This window comes from Pseudomonas sp. FP1740 (assembly GCF_030687165.1).
Lineage (GTDB): Bacteria > Pseudomonadota > Gammaproteobacteria > Pseudomonadales > Pseudomonadaceae > Aquipseudomonas.
In genome coordinates this window covers 2,204,332-2,223,434 of record NZ_CP117461.1, presented here as the reverse complement: position 1 = coordinate 2,223,434, position 19,103 = coordinate 2,204,332, and the positions used below count along the sequence as shown (strand labels likewise).

The 19,103-nt window shown below is 59.9% G+C and carries 21 protein-coding genes; 14 read left to right on the top strand and 7 right to left on the bottom strand.

Annotated elements, in window-relative coordinates; translation table 11 throughout:
- Positions 1 to 34: 34 nt before the first annotated feature.
- Positions 35 to 412 carry a low molecular weight phosphotyrosine protein phosphatase gene (locus PSH69_RS09955; RefSeq protein WP_018928282.1) on the bottom strand — a complete coding sequence of 126 codons (378 nt, stop codon included), beginning with the start codon at positions 410 to 412 and terminating at the stop codon, positions 35 to 37.
- A gap of 722 nt (positions 413 to 1,134) precedes the next feature.
- Here PSH69_RS09955 and galU point away from each other — a divergent pair.
- Genes galU through rfaH form a run of 3 tightly spaced genes read left to right on the top strand, consistent with a single transcriptional unit; the run spans position 1,135 to position 2,952 of the window.
- On the top strand, positions 1,135 to 1,968 hold the full coding sequence (gene galU / locus PSH69_RS09950) for a UTP--glucose-1-phosphate uridylyltransferase GalU (protein ID WP_018928284.1): 834 nt from the start codon (positions 1,135 to 1,137) through the stop codon (positions 1,966 to 1,968).
- A gap of 49 nt (positions 1,969 to 2,017) precedes the next feature.
- Positions 2,018 to 2,449 (top strand): phosphomannomutase, encoded by a 432-nt coding sequence (locus tag PSH69_RS09945; RefSeq protein ID WP_305411831.1) that lies wholly within the window; start codon positions 2,018 to 2,020, stop codon positions 2,447 to 2,449.
- Complete coding sequence (gene rfaH / locus PSH69_RS09940; protein ID WP_019649534.1) at positions 2,446 to 2,952, top strand: transcription/translation regulatory transformer protein RfaH; 507 nt, start codon at positions 2,446 to 2,448, stop codon at positions 2,950 to 2,952. The genes PSH69_RS09945 and rfaH overlap by 4 nt, the downstream gene beginning before the upstream one ends.
- Before the next feature lie 66 nt (positions 2,953 to 3,018).
- Here rfaH and PSH69_RS09935 read toward each other — a convergent pair whose 3' ends face one another.
- The gene (locus tag PSH69_RS09935; protein WP_019581965.1) at positions 3,019 to 3,855 is read right to left on the bottom strand and encodes an undecaprenyl-diphosphate phosphatase; all 837 of its coding nucleotides are present in this window, start codon (positions 3,853 to 3,855) and stop codon (positions 3,019 to 3,021) included.
- 337 nt (positions 3,856 to 4,192) lie between these two features.
- On the opposite strand from PSH69_RS09935, the gene PSH69_RS09930 reads away from it, so the two are divergent.
- Entirely contained in the window at positions 4,193 to 4,609 is a 417-nt protein-coding gene (locus PSH69_RS09930; RefSeq protein WP_111453690.1) for a hypothetical protein, read from the top strand.
- Here PSH69_RS09930 and PSH69_RS09925 read toward each other — a convergent pair.
- From PSH69_RS09925 to PSH69_RS09905, 5 genes are all read right to left on the bottom strand, one after another.
- Complete coding sequence (locus PSH69_RS09925) at positions 4,603 to 5,505, bottom strand: universal stress protein (RefSeq protein ID WP_305411829.1); 903 nt, start codon at positions 5,503 to 5,505, stop codon at positions 4,603 to 4,605. The genes PSH69_RS09930 and PSH69_RS09925 overlap by 7 nt on opposite strands.
- Before the next feature lie 189 nt (positions 5,506 to 5,694).
- A complete protein-coding gene (locus tag PSH69_RS09920) occupies positions 5,695 to 6,294 on the bottom strand; it encodes a serine protease (RefSeq protein ID WP_305412809.1) in 600 nt (199 codons plus the stop codon).
- A 338-nt stretch (positions 6,295 to 6,632) separates the two neighbouring features.
- Complete coding sequence (gene arsJ, locus PSH69_RS09915; RefSeq protein WP_305411827.1) at positions 6,633 to 7,853, bottom strand: organoarsenical effux MFS transporter ArsJ; 1,221 nt, start codon at positions 7,851 to 7,853, stop codon at positions 6,633 to 6,635.
- A 9-nt stretch (positions 7,854 to 7,862) separates the two neighbouring features.
- A complete protein-coding gene (locus PSH69_RS09910) occupies positions 7,863 to 8,867 on the bottom strand; it encodes an ArsJ-associated glyceraldehyde-3-phosphate dehydrogenase (RefSeq protein ID WP_305411826.1) in 1,005 nt (334 codons plus the stop codon).
- A gap of 43 nt (positions 8,868 to 8,910) precedes the next feature.
- Positions 8,911 to 9,276: a metalloregulator ArsR/SmtB family transcription factor gene (locus tag PSH69_RS09905; protein WP_086945530.1), complete on the bottom strand. Its 366-nt coding sequence runs from the start codon at positions 9,274 to 9,276 to the stop codon at positions 8,911 to 8,913.
- 239 nt (positions 9,277 to 9,515) lie between these two features.
- Between PSH69_RS09905 and PSH69_RS09900 the strand changes: the two genes are divergently transcribed.
- The 10 genes from PSH69_RS09900 (at position 9,516) to PSH69_RS09855 (ending at position 19,099) form a co-directional block, all read left to right on the top strand.
- Complete coding sequence (locus PSH69_RS09900) at positions 9,516 to 10,187, top strand: GntR family transcriptional regulator (protein ID WP_007935506.1); 672 nt, start codon at positions 9,516 to 9,518, stop codon at positions 10,185 to 10,187.
- A 106-nt stretch (positions 10,188 to 10,293) separates the two neighbouring features.
- On the top strand, positions 10,294 to 11,226 hold the full coding sequence (locus PSH69_RS09895) for a 4-hydroxyproline epimerase (protein ID WP_305411824.1): 933 nt from the start codon (positions 10,294 to 10,296) through the stop codon (positions 11,224 to 11,226).
- Positions 11,223 to 12,338, top strand: coding sequence for an FAD-binding oxidoreductase (locus tag PSH69_RS09890; protein WP_305411823.1), 1,116 nt, complete (start codon positions 11,223 to 11,225; stop codon positions 12,336 to 12,338). Before PSH69_RS09895 ends, PSH69_RS09890 begins: the two co-directional genes overlap by 4 nt.
- A complete protein-coding gene (locus PSH69_RS09885; RefSeq protein WP_008074690.1) occupies positions 12,331 to 12,567 on the top strand; it encodes a (2Fe-2S)-binding protein in 237 nt (78 codons plus the stop codon). Before PSH69_RS09890 ends, PSH69_RS09885 begins: the two co-directional genes overlap by 8 nt.
- A complete protein-coding gene (locus PSH69_RS09880) occupies positions 12,564 to 13,817 on the top strand; it encodes an FAD/NAD(P)-binding oxidoreductase (RefSeq protein WP_305412808.1) in 1,254 nt (417 codons plus the stop codon). The genes PSH69_RS09885 and PSH69_RS09880 overlap by 4 nt, the downstream gene beginning before the upstream one ends.
- Positions 13,818 to 13,888: 71 nt before the next feature.
- Positions 13,889 to 14,638, top strand: a complete 750-nt coding sequence (locus PSH69_RS09875) for an AraC family transcriptional regulator (RefSeq protein WP_138867116.1) — start codon at positions 13,889 to 13,891, stop codon at positions 14,636 to 14,638.
- 406 nt (positions 14,639 to 15,044) lie between these two features.
- On the top strand, positions 15,045 to 15,404 hold the full coding sequence (locus tag PSH69_RS09870) for a DUF6124 family protein (RefSeq protein ID WP_305411822.1): 360 nt from the start codon (positions 15,045 to 15,047) through the stop codon (positions 15,402 to 15,404).
- A 429-nt stretch (positions 15,405 to 15,833) separates the two neighbouring features.
- Positions 15,834 to 16,652, top strand: coding sequence for a transporter substrate-binding domain-containing protein (locus tag PSH69_RS09865; protein ID WP_019581953.1), 819 nt, complete (start codon positions 15,834 to 15,836; stop codon positions 16,650 to 16,652).
- Positions 16,653 to 16,662: 10 nt separating this feature from the next.
- Positions 16,663 to 18,441, top strand: coding sequence for an aconitase family protein (locus PSH69_RS09860; RefSeq protein ID WP_305411821.1), 1,779 nt, complete (start codon positions 16,663 to 16,665; stop codon positions 18,439 to 18,441).
- Positions 18,434 to 19,099 carry an amino acid ABC transporter permease gene (locus tag PSH69_RS09855; RefSeq protein ID WP_018928302.1) on the top strand — a complete coding sequence of 222 codons (666 nt, stop codon included), beginning with the start codon at positions 18,434 to 18,436 and terminating at the stop codon, positions 19,097 to 19,099. Before PSH69_RS09860 ends, PSH69_RS09855 begins: the two co-directional genes overlap by 8 nt.
- Positions 19,100 to 19,103 lie beyond the last annotated feature (4 nt).

Sequence of the window (19,103 nt, the reverse complement as noted above, 5' to 3'; positions counted from 1 at the left end):
TTGCCTTGATTACGATTCAAAAAGGAAGTGGCCATCAGCGTGCCAGACGCTGTGCCCATGCGTGTACGGCTTCTTCGATCAACGCATAAGCGTGCACAAAAGCAGGTTTGCCTTGACGGTAGGGGTCGCTGATCTCTCGATCGTCCTGCCATTTGCCCAACAACAACACTTTGCCCCGCGCTTCAGGGGCAATGTTGAGCACGCCACTGACATGCCGCCGCTCCATCACCAGAATCAAGTCCGCCTCACTGACGGCTTGAGAAGTGAGCTGAACGGCCTGGTGCTCATGGGGCAGATGACCATGCTCCGTGAGTACGGCGTGTGCTGTCGGCTCGATGGGTTTGCCCGTCAGAGCGGCAAGGCCGGCTGAACTGACCTGAATATCGGAATGGACGAGTGCCCCACGCAGCAAATGCTCCGCGGTGGGACTGCGGCATATATTGCCAACACAGACAATCAAAACCCTTTTAAGCAAGATGACCTTCCCCGTCTTGTCAACATTGGCGGTGACCTAGCACTTGCCGAACATAAGAGCTTTAAATTACGAATGAGCCCGGGCACTTATAATGGCCAGGAACTGCGACTGAAACTTTCAGACAATCAATGCGTATTTATTACCATGACGTTTGAACAGCCCCCAACTTTTTATCCAGACAAAAAATAACATCACACTCTTCAGGGTATGAAAATAACAGTTAGCGAATTTATCCAGACAATTTCTAACGGTTGTCGTTTTCTGGCGACCGTTCAATCTAAATTACACTGAAATAGCGAATGACTAATGTATAGCCGTTCCGCTAGTGCATTGCCAGGGTGTCGAACATTTGGTTAGTAGTTGGGTAAGGGACGCCTCGGGCAATAACTCTATTTACAGCGGGTTACGTCGCGAGCATGCCGTGGAACAACCGGGCATGCTCGCCGGTCAATCGGCTGCTCAATGCCTCCCCTACCCGCGCCTGGCGAGAAGCATGGCGTGCAGACCATTCGCAGCCCCTGGCGCGTTGCGAACATTTTTCTCGAGTGACCGGGCCGCTTCGAGCCCGCACTCCCCAGCGTGACCGGTTCGGCCAGCCTGGATCGAACCTTTCCTACTGCCATTAGCCACTCCATCAGTCTACTTTCAAGGACGCTTCCATGATTCGTAAATGCCTGTTCCCCGCCGCCGGCTATGGAACCCGCTTTTTACCCGCCACCAAGGCCATGCCGAAGGAGATGCTGCCGATCGTCAGCAAGCCGCTGATCCAGTACGCCGTCGAGGAAGCGCGTGACGCCGGCCTGCAACACATGGCCATCGTGACCGGTCGCGGCAAGCGCGCGCTGGAGGATCATTTCGATACCAGCTACGAGCTGGAGCACCAGATTCGTGGCACCGATAAGGAAAAGTTCCTGCACGGCACTCGCGAGCTGATCGATACCTGCAGCTTTTCCTACACCCGTCAGGTGGAAATGAAAGGCCTGGGGCACGCCATTCTCAGCGGCCGCTCGTTGATCGGTGATGAGCCATTCGCCGTGGTGCTGGCCGACGACCTGTGCCTGAACCTGGAGGGGGATGGAGTTCTGGCGCAAATGCTCAAACTTTATGAGCAGTTCCGCTGTTCGATCGTGGCGATCCAGGAAGTACCCCGCGAGCAGACTCAGAAGTACGGCGTGATTGCCGGCGAGTTGATTCGCGAGGGGATTTACCGGGTCAACAGCATGGTCGAAAAACCCCGTCCGGAAGACGCTCCGTCCAACCTGGCGATCATCGGTCGATACATTCTGACCCCCGACATCTTCGACCTGATCGCTGACACCGAACCTGGCAAGGGCGGTGAAATCCAGATCACCGATGCGCTGATGAAGCAGGCCCAGAACGGTTGCGTACTGGCTTACAAGTTCGAGGGTCGACGCTTCGACTGTGGCGGTGCCGAAGGTTATATCGAAGCCACCAACTTCTGCTTCGAGCATCTGCATCAAAACGCCCTGTGATGTTGCTGTCCCCCGATATGGTCTTTATCACCTTATGGACGAAGCCTCTATGAATACGTTGAGCGGTTTCAAGGCAGATGACAGTCGCCACCCGTATAGCACTGACCTTAAGCACAACCTCGCGTACCGCATCGTGCGCGCCTATGCGTCGGAACTGATTTCCCCTCGAGTGCGAAAACCACCGGTACTGCTGGTGGAACGCATCGGCGCGTTTCCCTCTTCCGGGGAGATCCGCCGCCAAGTCAAGGATGGTCCGTCGCTATTGGCGAGCATCAAGCAGCGTTACGCCCACGATGCCCTCGACCTCAACGAAAGCAGCGGGCTGAACCTGGTCTTTGCCGACTGGCGCTTCAGCTTGCGCCTCTCGGGCGAGGGTTGCGTAGCTTGCCTGACCGTGGAGAGTCGGGGCGACAGCTCGCTCCTGCAGCGCAAAACTACCGAGCTGCTGGAGCAGATTGATGCAGGGAGGGCATTTGAATGAACGCGATTGCCGAACACGCCACCAAAGCCTGGTACCTGGTTCAGTGCAAGCCCAAACAAGATGAGCGCGCCGAAGAACATTTGCAGCGCCAAGGCTATGCCTGCTTTCGCAAGACCTACAGACGTGAGCGCATATTGCGCGGGCAACGTCGAGTAATCAGCGAGTCGCTGTTTCCGGGCTACCTGTTTATTCAACTGAGCCTTCAGGACAGCTGGGGTCCACTGCGCTCGACCCGCGGCGTTTCGCGGGTCGTCGGGTTCGGTGGTCAGCCATTGCCGATCCGCGATGCGCTGATCGACGAACTCCAGGAACCGGACAGCCAGGCGATTGTGACCACGCTGTTGAAACACGGAGATGCGGTGCGCATCACTGAAGGTCCGTTCTGCGATCTCGAAGCGGTGTTCCTGGCCATGGATGGCGAAGAACGGGTGCTGCTGATGATGAATTTGCTGCAGCGTGAACAGCAAATCAGCCTGCCACTGGCGCGGGTCAACAAGCTTTAGATGCTTTTAGCTGCTCACACAAAAACGCCGCTCAACAAGCGGCGTTTTTTATCAACACAGGAAAACCTACGCCCCTTCCGAGAGGTGATTCCAGTCGACCCAACCCAAAAACCACGTCGCCAGAATCAGTAAACCGAAGGCGATCCGGTACCAGGCAAACACCGCATAACTATGGTTGGCGATGAACTTGAGCAACCCGCGCACGGCAATCATCGCAAAGACGAAAGCGGCGACAAACCCCAGGGCAAACACCGGCAAATCTGCGGCCTGGAACAGGTCGCGATATTTATAGCCCGAGTACACCGCGGCCCCCACCATTGTCGGCATCGCCAGGAAAAACGAAAACTCGGTGGCCGTCTTGCGTGACAGGCCAAACAGCAACCCGCCGATAATCGTCGATCCCGATCGCGAAGTGCCGGGAATCATCGCCAGGCATTGTGCACATCCGACTTTCAAGGCATCGGTCCAGCGCATCTCGTCCACGTGATCGACCACTACCACGTGCTCGCGCTGTTCGGCCCACAACATGATGATCCCGCCGATCACCAGCGCCACGGCCACGGTGATCGGGTTGAACAGATACTGATGGATTTTGTCGGCGAACATCACACCCAGGACCACCGCCGGCAAGAAACCTATCAGCAAATTCAGAGTAAAACGTTGCGCATTTCGCTGGGTCGGCAAACCCGTGGTGATGTCCAGAATCTTGCGACGGAACTCCCAGACGACCGCCAGAATAGCTCCCAACTGAATAATGATATTGAACGCCATGGCTCGCTCACCGCCAAAGTCGAGCAAGTCCGCGGCAATAATCTGATGGCCTGTACTGGAGATCGGCAAAAACTCTGTGAGTCCTTCAACCAGCCCTAGAATCGATACTTGCGTGGTGGTCCAGAAATCCATTAATCCCCCGTTAACCCCTTTCGGCTGAAAGGTCTGTTGTTGGTTCCGAGCAGCTGTCGGGTCAACGGAGAATTAAAACGCATTACCCGCCGGCTTGAGGCAAACGTTATAAAACGTCCATGACCAGGCCTATGACCACCTCGACGGCCCTACCCGCCTGCTACGCTTTGCGTTCATGACTGGAGGAGATGGGCGCATGAAGAAGAAATTGACCCGGAAGACTGATACTTGTGTATCGCAAATCCATGGCTGCCACTCATCGTCAGCTCGTTGACGTTTTGAGTTTGGACGCGCGCAATGTCTACCCCAAAAATGATCGCCCAAGAGAACATTCCACATGGCAAAGATCATAGTGCTCGCTGGTGACTTCCCGCAGTGCGACGGGGAATATCACTCGGGTACCATCACGCTCAAAACGGCCCTTAAGCCACGACTGGGGAAAAGCTTCCCGGTCTCGGAATTTAAAGATTTAACGATCCAGAACACGGACTCCAACAAGAATATAAAGAGCGCCATCGGCCTGGGCATTGCGGGCGCGATGTTGTTGGGGCCGGTCGGTGCCATCGCTGGCTATCTGCTCGCGGGCAACAACACGGAAGTGACCTTCATGGCCACTCTGAAGGACGGTGGCAAGCTCCTGGCGGCAACCGATAGCGAGACCTTCGAGGACATCTCGGCACGTGCCCACAAAAAAAACCGCCCCGGTCGCCGAGGCGTCCCTCGCGAATCATTTAACAACGACTCCATTCACTGATCCGCTGACCCCGTGACCGCGAAGATGTTGCAGGGCACTCGATACAGAACATGCTCCGTCGTACTGCCCACCCACTTGCCTAACCCCTTGCGATGCGCATTGCCCATGACGATCACATCGGCCCGGTGATGCGCTGCAAAGTCAGCCAGCGCTTTGCCGGGCGGCCCCGCAACGAAGTGTTGTCGCTCGGTGGGCACTCCATAGTGGTCGGCCAATGCGATGAATGACTGATGCAGAGACTTGCGCAGGTCACTGTTGAAGCCTGGCATCGTCACTGCCCCAGCGCCTGCGTCGGCTATATGCGTCAGCGATAGATCATAGGCATACAGCAAATGCAGTTCTGCGTTGCATTGCATGGCCAATCCGTTCGCTGCCTGGATGATGCGGTCGTTGATGCCGGTGATCTGCGTCTCGGGTTGCGACGGATCGACCGCCGCCACGATCACCCGCGGCAGCGGACACCTGACTTCGCTGACCAGATGCACAGGCACCGGACATTCGCGCAACAGGTGCCAATCCAGAGGCGTAACGAAAACGCGCTTGAGTGCAGACTCGTGCTGCACGTCCTTGATCACCAGATCCGGCTGCATTTCTGCCACATGCCGAAGGATCTCTTGCAACGCGCTGCGGGTTATAAGCACTTCGGTGCTTACCGTGACCCCGCGTCCGCGTATCAGATCGGCTTCATCCTTCAGCCACTTTTCGTTCTCTTGCTGACAGGCCTCACGAAACCGCGCACCGGCGCTCATCAACCCCAAAAGGTGAGAGTCTTCGATAAACACCGTGATGTGCAGCGCTGCGCCAGTGGCTTCGGCGATGGCGACCGCTCGTTCCAACGCCGGAGTATGACGCATGGCTGGGCCGGCTATCAGAAAGAGTCGTTGATATTGGCTCATGTAACACCTCCAAACGTTCCGGAATATCTAACTCCCCCAACGCTCTCGCCTGTCACACCACCGACGATTGGCTATCGCCTCAACTAACGGGATCGACACTATCAATATACGCCTGGATTGTATAAGCGAGTGATAGACGTGCCACGTCATCACCGAATCCGATGTTCCGAATTCGGTGATGAGCCAACGCTACTTCTGCGCGTATTTCGTGCCGTGCGAATCGTTAAGCTGTGCCTGCATCAGCCCCCACTCACGCTGAATGATCGAGTAAGGAATAAAGATACTGATCCGCTCAGCGCCCTTTACCCCAGGGTGAAAACTCACATCGTGAAGTGTGGTGGAGAAGAATCCGACATTAATACCGACAATGCTGCCGTCATTGGCGATAACCGGCCCACCCGACATCCCCTTGATCATCGGGGCATCATGGATGGAATAGCGTTCGCCGCTGCCTTCATCACTGTTGATGAAAGGCGCCGGATACACCTTGCCTTGCCCGCTGACCGTTGTCATATACGGACTCGTTCCCACGGCAGTGATGTGCTCACCCACGCGCGGTGCGCGCCATGACGGATAATGGCCGTCGGCCTTGTGCTTGATGAAGACCAGGTCGCAACCGGTGCTGCAGCTGTATATCACGTTGCGGATGAGGGGTGTGTGGCGGGTGGTGACGGCGTAATCCTCGTTCCATTGCACGGCCGAGGCCGTGTACAGATAGGGCAAGGGAAAGCCTGAGAAGACTGAGAAATATGAATCATTGGCAGGTCCCGACAAGTCGGGTTTTACCATACCGTTGCATCCTGCAATACCAGCTCCTATTAAAAAGTAGGCCATGATTTTAATCATGATGTTCACCGACTTATAAGGAGATTTTAGTTTTTGTTGTGTCAGGTTTTTAGTGATCAGGTTGTTGTAGTTGTTCCTCGCTGCCTGTTCTGGTGGGTAATGTATGGCTTAGGTTGCAAGCGTGTGTATGAATTAATTGCGCTAAGAACAATCGCTTTTCGTTACATATAAAAAACTTCAAATATTTGGCGCCTGAAAAATGTCACATGCACCAAAATAAATATAAATGTAAGTTGCACTTAATAAGTGTAAAAGGCGTGAAACAGTACTTTTAGAGCGATTTAGAGCACGTTGGAATGCCGCGGCAACCTAACAGAAATCAGTGCCGCGAAAATAACAAATGCGCTGGATATCCATAAACACGCTTCCAGCCCGAAGACCTGAAAAACCCAACCGGAGAGCACGGTGCCGATCAGCCGTCCCATGGCGTTGGACATGTAGTAAAAACCCACATCCAGCGATACGCCGTCTTCCTTGGCGTAGGACACGATCAGGTAGCTGTGCAGCGAGGAATTCACCGCGAACAACGCACCAAAGATCATCAGACCGCCCAACAACACCCACTGCGGCGACAACCCGGTGTTCAGCCCCAGCGCGATTGCCGCCGGCAGGCCTGCCAAGGCAACCGCCCAAAGAAACGCGGCGCGGCCATCCGGGACATGCCCTCGTTGCTTGCCGGTGATCCGCGGCGCGAGCGATTGCACGATGCCGTAGCCAATCACCCAGGCCGCCAGGAATCCACCGACCTTCCAGAAGTCCCAGCCAAAAACGCTGCTCAAGTACACCGGTAAAGCCACGACGAACCAGACATCGCGGGCACCGAACAGGAACATCCGTGCCGCCGACAAGATGTTGATGGCCCGGCTCTTGGAGAGGATGTCACGGAACCTGGGCTTGGCTTTCGCCTTACCCAGGTCCTTTTTCAACAGGATCAGGCTGCCGAGCCAGATCAGCGAAAGAACGCCTGCCATGGCCAGCAGCGCCCCTCTGAAACCGATCAGGGCGAGCAATGCCCCGCCGAGAAAGAAACCGACGCCCTTGAGGGCATTCTTCGAGCCGGTGAGGATGGCTATCCATTGATAAAGCGTGCCCTGTTGCCCGTCGGGCACCAGAAGCTTGATCGAGCTTTTGGCGCTCATCTTGTTCAGGTCTTTGGCGATCCCCGACAGCGCCTGAGCCCCCATCACCCAAGGGATCGTCAGCCAGGTGACTGGCACCGTCAGCATCAACAGCGCCACCACCTGCATCCCCAGCCCGATGTTCATGGTCCGGTTCAGCCCCAGTCGCGCGCCGAAATAACCGCCCAGCAGGTTGGTGATCACGCCAAAGAGTTCGTAGAACAGAAACAACGCCGCGATTTGCAACGGGCTGTAGCCCAACCCGTGAAAGTGCAGCACCACCAACATGCGCAAGGCACCGTCGGTGAGGGTAAAAGCCCAGTAATTGCCCGTAACAAGCAGGTATTGCCGCACTGACGGCGCGAGGGCTGACAAGGCTTTCATCAACGCTCCTTAAACGGCCAGACCGACCATCCTGGCCAATTCGACGGTGCGGTTCGCGTAACCCCATTCGTTGTCGTACCAGGCATAGATTTTGACCTGGGTGCCGTTGATGACCATGGTCGACAGCGCATCGATGATCGATGAGCGCGGATCGGTGCGGTAGTCGATGGACACCAGCGGACGCTCCTCGAAACCGAGAATACCTTTGAGTTCGTTCTCGGACGCGTCCTTGAGAAACCGATTCACTTCGTCAACCGTGGTGACGCGATCGACCTCGAACACACAATCAGTCAGCGAAGCATTGGCCAACGGTACGCGCACTGCGTGACCATTCAGACGCCCGCGCAGCTCCGGGAAAATTTCCGCGATGGCGGTGGCCGAACCGGTGCTGGTCGGGATCAGGCTCATGCACGAAGCCCGCGCACGGCGCAGATCCTTGTGGGGTTGGTCGAGAATGCTTTGGGTGTTGGTCAAGTCGTGAATGGTGGTGATCGAGCCGTGGCGAATGCCTAGCGCTTCATGGATCACCTTGACCACTGGCGCGAGGCAATTGGTGGTGCACGACGCCGCGGTAACGATGCGATGTTCCGCCGGATTGAACAGTTGATGGTTGACGCCCATGACGATGTTCAGCGCGCCCTCTTCTTTCACCGGAGCACTGACCACCACGCGCTTGACGCCCTGGTCGAGGTACGCCTGAAGCACCGCGACAGTCTTCATCTTGCCGCTGGCTTCAATCACCAGGTCGCAGCCCGACCAATCGGTATCGGCAATCGCCTTGTTGGCGCTGACCTTGACGCGCTTGCCGTCGATGACAATACAGTTGCCCTCGGCGCTGGCTTGATCATTCCAGCGACCATGCACCGAATCGAAGTTCAGCAGGTGCGCATGCGTCGCCGCGTCGCCTGCCGGGTCGTTGATCTGCACGAACTCAAACTCCGGCCAGTGCCAGGCGGCGCGCATGGCGAGACGACCGATGCGGCCAAAACCATTGATGCCCACTTTGATAGTCATGTTGGTGTGCTCTGTATCTGTTGTCAGGGATAGGCTTTTGAAATTATCGAACCGGACAGCAGGCGGCTGCCCGTTCAGGGCGCTCACCCATGTCTTCAAGACGTTTGGCATCAGCGCTTAGCCAATGCTGGTTGGTTTCAAGCACGACAGTCAGCATCTGAAGCACCCAGTCAGGAAGGCTCGGGTGCAACCGGTAGTAAACCCATTGGCCTTGTCGACGGTCCGACAGCAATCCGCTGGTGCGCAACTGCGCCAGGTGCCTGGAGACTTTTGGCTGGCTCTCATCCAACGCACAGGTCAGCTCGCAGACACACAACTCTCCCTCGCGGGCGATGAGCAGCATCATGCGGACCCGGTTGTCGTCAGCCAGGCATTTGAAAACAGTGGTCGGCGTCAGAGAGTCAGCCATTTCGGGTCTCGGCGTTTGGGTTTCATACAGCAACACGGGCTTCGCGACACAGGCAAGCCTCATCAATATGCGTTTTTCCGAATATATGTTTTTCCGCATATACGGTAAAGCAGCAAATCGGCGACCGGGGTGAATAATCGGATTGCACAGCCAGCGTCCTGACGTTCGTGCGGTCCCGGGAAGATCAGCGAAAGGATTTCGTATACCCTATCGCTATCTCACTCCAAACGATCGCCGCCGTGAACCTACCCAAACTCAACGCTCCCGACCTTGGCAATACGCCGTCGACCTCGGAAATCATCACCCGTCATCTGCGCGACGCCATCGTCGCCGGGCATTTCGCCGAAGACGAACCGATTCGCCAGGACGACATCGCCCGCCAGTTCAACGTCAGCAAGATTCCGGTGCGCGAGGCCCTCAAGCGGCTGGAAGCCGAAGGGTTGGTGATGTTCCAGCGCAATCGCGGGGCGATGGTCACGCGGGTTTCCGATGCCGAGCTGGCGCAGATGTTCGAAGTGCGCATGTTGCTGGAAGACAAAATACTGCGCCTGGCCATCCCCAACATGACCGAAGAAACCTTCGCCCGGGCCGAGCGTATCTGTCAGGAATTCATCGGCGAGGACGACGTGGGCCGCTGGGCCGAGCTCAATTGGGAGCTGCACGCCTGCCTTTACGAACCGGCACAACGACCGTTTCTGGTCAGCCTGATTCGATCGGTCAACGACAAGCTGGAGCGCTACCTGCGCATGCAGATGAGCCTGTCGGCCGGCAAGGAACGGGCCGATCACGAACACCGTGAGATCCTCGCGGCCTGTCGTGCCGGCGATGTGGAGCTGGCGGTGAAGCTGCTGGACGAACACATTGCAGGGGTCTGCAAAACACTATTCGAACACCTGCCTCACGCACACTAGGACGCTGTGCTGATTTCGTCATCGGCACAGGATAAATCCATCAAGCCGACATCCCGCTGCACAGGCCACTCTTTCGTTCACTCATCTGAACGGACGTGGCCCTCCCATGAAACGCATCACCGTGATCGACTCCCACACCGGCGGCGAACCGACCCGCCTGGTGACCGCCGGTTTTCCTGACCTGGGCACCGGCAGCATGGCCGAGCGTCGCAAGCTGCTCGCCGAACATCACGATCAATGGCGCGCGGCCTGCGTGCTGGAACCACGAGGCAGCGACGTACTGGTGGGTGCCCTGCTCTGCACGCCGGTGGACCCGAGCGCCTGTGCCGGGGTGATTTTCTTCAACAACAGCGGTTACCTGGGCATGTGCGGCCACGGCACCATCGGCCTGGTGGCGTCGTTGGCGCATCTGGGCAAGATCGGCCCCGGCGTACACCGCATCGAGACGCCGGTGGGGACGGTGCAGGCAACCCTGCACGAAGACCATTCGGTGAGCGTGCGCAATGTGCCGGCCTACCGTTACCGCAAGGCGCTGGTGTTGCAGGTGCCGGGCATCGGTCAGGTGGTCGGCGATATCGCCTGGGGCGGCAACTGGTTTTTCCTGATCGCCGAGCATGGCCTGCGAGTGGCCGGCGACAACCTCGACGCGCTGACTGCTTATACCTACGCCGTGCAACAAGCGCTGGAAACCCAGGGCATTCGTGGCGAAGACGGCGGGCTGATCGACCATATCGAACTGTTCAGCGATGACGATCACGCCGACAGTCGCAACTTCGTGCTCTGCCCCGGCAAGGCCTATGACCGCTCACCGTGCGGCACCGGCACCAGTGCCAAACTGGCCTGCCTGGCCGCCGACGACAAGTTGCAACCGGGGCAGATCTGGCGTCAGGCCAGTGTCATCGGCAGCGAGTTCGAAGGCTCTTATGAATGGCAAGGCGAGCGCATTGTGCCGACCATTCGTGGCCGTGCCTTTATCAGTGCCGAAGCCAGTTTGATCATCGAACAGGATGATCCGTTCGCCTGGGGCATTCGCCCATGAGCGAGGGCCTGGTGGCCGATGTGATCGTGATCGGCGCCGGCATCATCGGCGCCGCCTGTGCTCAGGCGCTGGCCCGACGTGGCTTGCAGGTGCTGGTGCTGGACGCCGGCCTGCACGGTGCGACGGCGGCGGGCATGGGCCACCTACTGGTGCTCGATGACAACCCGGCCGAATTGGCCCTGAGCCAATATTCCCTGCAACGCTGGCGTGAACTGGCGCCGGACCTGCCCGACGGCTGCGCCTACCGTAACAACGGCACACTGTGGCTGGCAGCCAACGCCGAGGAAATGGCGGTCGCCCACAGCAAATACCTGAACCTGAAAGCCCAGGGCGTGGCGTGTGAACTGGTCAGTGCCAGCGCCTTGCGTCAGCGTGAACCGGAACTGCGCGAGGGTCTGGAAGGCGGCTTGCTGATCAATGGCGACGGCATTCTGTATGCGCCGGCGACGGCCCGCTGGATGCTCGACACACCGAACATCCGTCAGCATCGGGCGCGGGTCAGCGCGGTCGATGGCAATCGCGTCTGCCTTGACGACGGTCAGTGGTTGCGGGCCGAAGCGGTGGTGTTGGCCAACGGCATTCAGGCCAGCGACCTGTGCCCGGAACTGCCCATCGAGCCGAAAAAAGGTCACCTGCTGATTACCGACCGCTACCCCGGCACCGTCACCCACACCTTGGTGGAGCTGGGTTACGTCACCAGCGCGCACAACGCCACCGGCCCATCGACCGCCTGCAATATTCAGCCGCGCCCCACCGGGCAATTGTTCATCGGTGCCTCGCGGCAATTCGGCACCACCGACCCGCAGGTCGAAGGCTGGATGCTGGCGAAAATGCTCAAGCGTGCCGCCGAGTACATGCCAGGGCTGGCCCGGCTCAACGGCATCCGCGCCTGGACCGGCTTTCGCGCTGCCAGCCCCGACGGCCTGCCGCTGGTTGGCCAGCACCCACAGCAGCAGGGCTTGTGGCTGGCGGTCGGGCACGAAGGGTTGGGCGTCACCACGGCCCCCGGCACGGCCGACTTGCTGGTGGCGCAGCTGTTCAACGAAACCCCGCCACTGACCGCGCAACCCTATCTGCCCCAGCGTTTCCTCGGAGAACCCGCCTATGCCTGAATTACTGCTGGACGGCCGCGCCTTGAAGGTGGCCGAGGGCACCAGCGTCGCCGCTGCCTTGGCGCTGGGCAGCGACGGCTGCACGCGCACTTCGGTCAGTGGCCAACGCCGCGCACCGCTGTGCGGCATGGGCATTTGCCAGGAATGCCGGGTGACCATCGACGGCCGGCGACGCCTGGCCTGCCAGACTCTGTGCCGCGACGGCATGCAGGTGCAGACATGCCCATGAACGAATACGCCGATCTGCTGATTATCGGAGCCGGCCCCGCTGGCATGGCCGCTGCTCTTGCCGCTGCCCCCAGTGGCGCACGCATCGTCATGCTCGACGACAATCCGCTGCCGGGCGGGCAAATCTGGCGTGACGGTCCGCAAGCCAATGTGCCCGATCAGGCCCGTCGCCTGCGTGAACGTTTGCAGGCGTGCAGCAACATCCACCGTCACGCCGCCACCCGGGTGATCGCCAGTCCCGGCCCAAAACAACTGCTGGTCGAAAATGACGATGCCGGTTGGCTGATCAGTTACGACAAACTGATTCTGTGCACCGGCGCCCGCGAGTTGCTGCTGCCCTTCCCCGGCTGGACGTTGCCCGGCGTGACCGGCGCCGGTGGTTTGCAGGCGCTGATCAAGGCGGGCCTGCCGGTGCAGGGTGAGCGCGTGGTGATCGCCGGCAGCGGCCCGCTGTTGCTGGCCAGTGCCGCCACGGCGAAAAAACACGGCGCGCAGATCCAGCGCATCGCCGAGCAAGCCTCGCGCACCGCCGTCGCCGGTTTCGCCGCGCAACTGCCCCGCTGGCCTGGCAAATGGCTGCAATCGTTCAGCCTGTTCGACCGCCATTACCGCACCGCGACGCATGTGCTGGCCGCCCTTGGCACTGATCGGCTGGAAGGTGTGCGCCTGCAACAGCAGGGCAAAATCATCGAACTGGCCTGTGATCGGCTGGCCTGTGGTTTCGGCTTGATCCCGAACATTCAATTGGGCCAGGCACTGGGTTACGCCATCGAGGGTCAGGCGTTGGCCGTGGATGCCTGGCAGGCCAGTCGCGTCGATCATTATGCGGCGGGTGAATGCACCGGGTTTGGTGGCAGTGAACTGGCCTTGGTCGAAGGGGCCATTGCGGGCCACGCGGCGGTCGGTGACCTTGAAGCGGCACGCCAGTTGTGGCCGCGTCGGGCACGCTGGCAGGGTTTCGCCAAGGCACTGAATCAGGCCTTCGCCCTCGACCCGCAACTCAAATCCCTGGCCCGCCCCGACACCCTGGTCTGCCGCTGCGAAGACGTGCCCTACGGCGCATTGACCGGGCACACCGACTGGCGCGAAGCCAAGCTGGCCAGTCGCTGCGGCATGGGCGCCTGTCAGGGCCGGGTGTGTGGCGGCGCGGTGCAGCACCTGTTTGGCTGGCAACCCTCGGCGCCCCGCCCGCCCTTCAGCCCGGCACGCATCGAGACCTTGATGTGTCTGGACGACACCCCGCCAGCCTGAACCCCCCTCGGGGGTTTCAGCCGCGCTGTCGAGCCTCTATGATCCCGGGGTCGCCCTCAGACCCCAGCGCCATGTACCCCTCGCTCAGCACCTTCAAACCCTGCGACCTGCCCACGCTGTTGAACAGCCTGCAGCCGATTGCGCCGCTGCTCGACACCCTGGCGGACGTGGTGTTTTTCATCAAGGACCGCGAAGCCCGCTACGCCTTCGTCAACCAGACCCTGGCCCGGCGTTGCGGCTTCAAACATCGCGAGGATCTGCTGGGGCTCACCGCCGAGATGGTCTTCCCGGAACGTTTCGGCCCGCTGTACACCGAACAGGATCGGCGGGTGCTGTCCAGCGGTCGCGAGATGGCCGACCAACTGGAGCTGCACCTGTATTACGGCAACCAGCCGATCTGGTGCCTGACCCACAAACTCGCCTTGAAGGATGAACAGGGCCACATCGTGGGCCTGGCCGGGATCTCCCGCGACCTGCAATCGCCACAGTCCAATCACCCCGCGTTCCAGAAACTCGCCGCCGTGGACGCGCACATCCGCAGCCACTTCGCCCGCCCCATCAGCCTCGCCGAACTGACCGCCATCGCCGGTTACTCCGTGGCGCAACTGGAGCGTCACTGCAAGCGGGTGTTCCAGCTCACGCCACGGCAGATGATCAACAAGGCGCGCCTGGAAGAAGGTTCGCGGTTGTTGTTGCACAGCGACCTGCCGATCACCGAGATCGCCCTGCGCTGCGGTTACACCGACCACAGTGCGTTCAGCCGACAGTTTCGTGCGTTGACCGGTCTGTCACCGAGTCAGTATCGCGATACTCAGCGCTAAGGATCGTTTAGGGATCGTTCCCACGCTCTGCGTGGGAACGATCACAAGACCAATAAACAGGCGATGTTTAATAGACATCTCCAGACACTCACCCAGGCTACACATCCTTGCGCCTCTGCCTACGACTACGCCAGAATCCGCCGGCTAGTGCGCCTGTGGCCCGGGCTATATCGTTTCCCTGTCGCTGAAAAACAGCGATCGGGTTTGGTAGCCCGGTTTTCTGGCGCATAGCGCGACCTAATGCAGAGACTATTTTTGTCTTCTGTTTTTATGGTGGCTATGCGTAGGGCGCCCTTGGGCGCGCCGGGTTGCCAGATAACCGGTCTACCAACCTGCGTATGGCCACCACCTCTTCGTTTGGTAGCGAGGGTGATGGCTCCACTTTTTAATATCTGGAGTTCCATCTATGTTCAAACCAACACCCAATCCACCGGCACCCGACGACGTTTCCCCCTACGAATCCCTCGATTCCAAAAAACTCCACGAAGCCGCCGACCGCGCCCTCGACCACTACCTCAAACCACCCATCCCCAAAGACACCCAGCGCAAACCCAGCACCATTTACCACGTCGGCCCCAAGGTCGATAACGAAACCCTGCTGGTCAACGCCTGCGAATCCCTGGCGTCAGCCAGCATGATGCTCAGTGAGTTCGCCGGGTTGATGGACATGCCCCATCGCAACGTGATGTTGGGGATTCAATCGGTGGTCATGCTCGGGGAGCTGGCGGTGAACCGCGTGCTGGATAACCTCGATCCACAAGGCTAACGAAGGATCTGTGGCAAAGGGGCTTCTTGTGGCGAGGGGGCTTGCCCCCGTTCGGCTGCAAAGCAGTCGTCAATCCGGTGTATGCGATTTCTCTGATACACCGCGGTTGCAGGTTTTGGGGTCGCTGCGCAACCCAACGGGGGCAAGCCCCCTCGCCACATGAGGTGTGTCAGAGCACGGGTTGATCGCAGGGTGCCGATGTTCCTTTAAGGGGCGCCCCACACAACCATTGCTCCCATCTGTAACACCCACCATCGCGGACCTCGCCCCTCACAACATCCCCCTGACGCACCGCAACACCTCTACTCCAAGGCCTGCCAACAAATTCACGCCTCAGCCTGGAAACGGGCACGTTGATTGCTATATTTAATATCGTATACGAAATCCCCAATACGATATCCAACAGCACTTCACATCAACGAGGCCTCTATGAAAAACCCCGCATTTGCCGTAGCCCTCAGCGCTGTTCTCAGTACCTCCTTCATTGCCACCGCCCAGGCCGACAAGCTCGACGACATCATCGGTTCGGGCAAGCTGCGCTGCGCCGTGACCCTGGACTTCCCACCCATGGGTTTCCGCGATGCCGGTAACAACCCAGCCGGTTTCGACGTGGACTACTGCCGTGACCTGGCGAAAATCCTCGGGGTCGAGGCCGAAGTGGTCGAGACACCTTTCCCGGACCGCATTCCGGCGCTGGTCTCCGGGCGGGCCGATGTGATTGTCGCCTCCACCTCCGACACCCTCGAACGGGCCAAGACCGTCGGCCTCACCGTGCCCTACTTCGCCTTCCAGATGGTGGTGCTGACCCGCGACGACACCGGCATCAACAGCTTCGATGACCTCAAGGGCAAACCCGTGGGCAACACCAGCGGCACCTATGAGGCCATCGCCCTGGAGAAAGACGTGAAGAACTGGGGCACCGGCACCTTCCGCGCCTATCAGTCGCAGAACGACACCCTGCTGGCGGTTGCCCAAGGCCACATCGATGCCACCGTGGTCACCAATACCGTGGCCGCCGCCACCCTCAAGTCGGGCAAATACAAAAACCTGAAGGTCGCCGGTAACGCGCCGTACGTGATCGACTACGTCTCCCTCGGCGCCAAGCGTAACGAGTATGGCCTGCTCAACTACCTCAACCTGTTCGTCAACCAACAGGTGCGCACCGGTCGTTACAAAGAGCTGTTCGTCAAATGGGTCGGCACTGAAATCCCGCCGACCAACCTGACCGTGCCCCAGGTCTACTACTGAGGTGTCCGGCATGCCTAGGCCCACTTCTCTGACCGGTCGCAGCCTGGTCGCGGGCGCCGCCGAGGGCGCCCTGCTGTTCGCCGATATCGGGTTGAGTTTCTGGGGCGGGGTCGATCCGTTTAGCGGCGAGATCATTGACCGTCACCATCCGCTCAGCGGCGAATACCTGGCCGGCCGCGTGCTGGCCATCCCCAGCGGTCGCGGCTCGTGCACCGGCAGTAGCGTGTTGATGGAACTGATCAGCAACGGTCACGCACCGGCTGCATTGGTGCTGGCCGAACCCGATGAGATCCTGACCTTGGGCGTGCTCGTGGCGCAGACCATTTTCGAGCGTTCCCTGCCGGTGCTGTGCATCGGCCGGGAGGCCTTCGCCGCGTTGCGCGGCAAGACCTTCGCTCGGGTCGACGGCGCCTCGGTAACCGTGTTCGAACACCTGCCGAGCGATGCCTGGCAGGCACTCGACAGCCCATTGCAAACGCAAGACCCAAGCGCCCCGCTCGAACTCACCGAACACGACCGGGCGCTGCTCGACGGCCAACATGGCAAGGCTGCGCAAGTGGCTATGCAGATCGTCCTGCGCATGGCCGAACTGCAAGGTGCCCGCCGCCTGGTGGATGTCACCCAGGCACACATCGACGGCTGCATCTACACCGGACCTGCGAGCCTGCGCTTTGCCGAACAACTGGTGCAATGGGGCGCCAACGTGCGGGTGCCCACCACCCTCAATTCGATTTCCGTGGACCAGCGTCGCTGGCGCGAATTGGGCATCGACCCGGCGCTCGGCGAACCGGCCAGTGCCTTGGGCGATGCCTATATGGCGATGGGTGCGCAACTCAGTTTCACCTGCGCGCCCTACCTGCTCGACAGTGCGCCGAAGGCGGGCGAGCAGATCGTCTGGGCCGAATCCAACGCGGTGGTCTACGCCAACAGCGTGCTGGGGGCACGCACCCTGAAGTACCCGGACTACCTGGACATCTGCATCGCCCTGACCGGCCGAGCCCCGTTGATCGGCTGCCACCTGGACGCCCAACGCAAGGCCCGATTGCAGGTCGAAGTGCCCGCTCTGGGTGAACTGGACGATGCCTTCTACCCGCTGCTCGGTTACCACATCGGCGCGCTGGCGGGCAGCCGGATTCCACTGGTGCGCGGGTTGGAAAACCGCAAGCCGAGCCTGGACGACCTCAAGGCGTTCGGCGCGGCGTTTGCCACCACCTCCGCCGCTCCCTTGTTCCATATCGCCGGGATCACCCCGGAGGCCATCGACCCGGTGCAGGTGCTGGAGGGAGATGTAGCCCTACCCGTGAAAACAATCCGCCTGAAGGATCTATTGGTCAGTTGGCGCGAACTCAACAGTGCCCGCGACAGCCGGGTGGATGTGGTCTCGTTGGGTAACCCGCATTTCTCCCTCAGCGAGTTCGCTCACCTGGCGCAACTGTGCCTCGGTCGGCACAAACACCCCGACGTGGTCCTCGCCATTACTTGCGGCCGCGCCGTGCTGGAGCAGGCTCGCGAAGCCGGGCATATCGCCGTGATCGAAGCCTTCGGCGCGACCCTGGTCACCGATACCTGCTGGTGCATGCTCGGCGAACCGGTGATCCCGCCGGGTGCAACAACCTTGATGACCAACTCCGGCAAATACGCCCATTACGCACCCGGCCTGGTGGGCCGCAAGGTGCACTTCGCCAGCCTGGCCGAATGCGTCGATACCGCTTGCAGTGCCACGGCCAGCGGTCGTCTGCCGGCCTGGCTGAACATTGCCACCCCTCAGGAGACGCTCGCGCATGTTTGATTACACCTTCCAATGGCGCGCCACCCTGCGCGCCCTGCCGGACATGCTCGCCGGCGCCTGGGTCACTTTCGAGACCGCCGCGTTGTCGATGATCTTCGGAGTGCTGATCGCCCTGGCCCTGACGGTGATGCGCGAAAGCAAAACCCCGCTGCTGCGCGGTATCGGCAACGGCTGGGTATCGATCGCGCGCAACACCCCGTCGCTGTTCCAGATCTACGTCCTCTACTTCGGCCTCGGCTCGCTGGGCTTGCACGTCAGCTCATGGTTCGCCCTGCTGGCCGGGATCACCTTCAACAATGCCGGGTATCTGGCGGAGAACTTTCGCGGCGGCCTCAAGGCCGTACCCGACACCCAAGTGCGCGCCGCGCGTTCGCTGGGCATGAGTGCCTTCCAGGCCTACCGCATGATCATCGTCCCGCAGCTGCTGCGGATCGTTTTCTATCCGCTGACCAATCAGATGGTCTGGGCGGTGCTGATGACGTCGCTGGGGGTGATCGTCGGGTTGAACAATGACCTGACCGGGGTGACCCAGGACTACAACGTCAAAACGTTCCGCACCTTCGAATACTTCGCCATCGCCGCCGCGCTGTATTACCTGATTGCCAAGGCGATCGTCGCGTCAGCCCGGCTGATGGCCTGGCGGTTGTTCCGTTACTGAGGGC

What these genes read in the sequence shown, in the direction of transcription:
- galU (WP_018928284.1), top strand. Translation starts at nt 1,135, where the DNA reads ATGATTCGTAAATGCCTGTTCCCCGCCGCCGGCTATGGAACCCGCTTT.
- PSH69_RS09945 (WP_305411831.1), top strand. Translation starts at nt 2,018, where the DNA reads ATGAATACGTTGAGCGGTTTCAAGGCAGATGACAGTCGCCACCCGTAT.
- rfaH (WP_019649534.1), top strand. Translation starts at nt 2,446, where the DNA reads ATGAACGCGATTGCCGAACACGCCACCAAAGCCTGGTACCTGGTTCAG.
- PSH69_RS09935 (WP_019581965.1), bottom strand. Translation starts at nt 3,855, where the DNA reads ATGGATTTCTGGACCACCACGCAAGTATCGATTCTAGGGCTGGTTGAA.
- PSH69_RS09930 (WP_111453690.1), top strand. Translation starts at nt 4,193, where the DNA reads ATGGCAAAGATCATAGTGCTCGCTGGTGACTTCCCGCAGTGCGACGGG.
- PSH69_RS09925 (WP_305411829.1), bottom strand. Translation starts at nt 5,505, where the DNA reads ATGAGCCAATATCAACGACTCTTTCTGATAGCCGGCCCAGCCATGCGT.
- PSH69_RS09920 (WP_305412809.1), bottom strand. Translation starts at nt 6,294, where the DNA reads ATGGTAAAACCCGACTTGTCGGGACCTGCCAATGATTCATATTTCTCA.
- arsJ (WP_305411827.1), bottom strand. Translation starts at nt 7,853, where the DNA reads ATGAAAGCCTTGTCAGCCCTCGCGCCGTCAGTGCGGCAATACCTGCTT.
- PSH69_RS09910 (WP_305411826.1), bottom strand. Translation starts at nt 8,867, where the DNA reads ATGACTATCAAAGTGGGCATCAATGGTTTTGGCCGCATCGGTCGTCTC.
- PSH69_RS09905 (WP_086945530.1), bottom strand. Translation starts at nt 9,276, where the DNA reads ATGGCTGACTCTCTGACGCCGACCACTGTTTTCAAATGCCTGGCTGAC.
- PSH69_RS09895 (WP_305411824.1), top strand. Translation starts at nt 10,294, where the DNA reads ATGAAACGCATCACCGTGATCGACTCCCACACCGGCGGCGAACCGACC.
- PSH69_RS09890 (WP_305411823.1), top strand. Translation starts at nt 11,223, where the DNA reads ATGAGCGAGGGCCTGGTGGCCGATGTGATCGTGATCGGCGCCGGCATC.
- PSH69_RS09885 (WP_008074690.1), top strand. Translation starts at nt 12,331, where the DNA reads ATGCCTGAATTACTGCTGGACGGCCGCGCCTTGAAGGTGGCCGAGGGC.
- PSH69_RS09880 (WP_305412808.1), top strand. Translation starts at nt 12,564, where the DNA reads ATGAACGAATACGCCGATCTGCTGATTATCGGAGCCGGCCCCGCTGGC.
- PSH69_RS09875 (WP_138867116.1), top strand. Translation starts at nt 13,889, where the DNA reads ATGTACCCCTCGCTCAGCACCTTCAAACCCTGCGACCTGCCCACGCTG.
- PSH69_RS09870 (WP_305411822.1), top strand. Translation starts at nt 15,045, where the DNA reads ATGTTCAAACCAACACCCAATCCACCGGCACCCGACGACGTTTCCCCC.
- PSH69_RS09865 (WP_019581953.1), top strand. Translation starts at nt 15,834, where the DNA reads ATGAAAAACCCCGCATTTGCCGTAGCCCTCAGCGCTGTTCTCAGTACC.
- PSH69_RS09860 (WP_305411821.1), top strand. Translation starts at nt 16,663, where the DNA reads ATGCCTAGGCCCACTTCTCTGACCGGTCGCAGCCTGGTCGCGGGCGCC.
- PSH69_RS09855 (WP_018928302.1), top strand. Translation starts at nt 18,434, where the DNA reads ATGTTTGATTACACCTTCCAATGGCGCGCCACCCTGCGCGCCCTGCCG.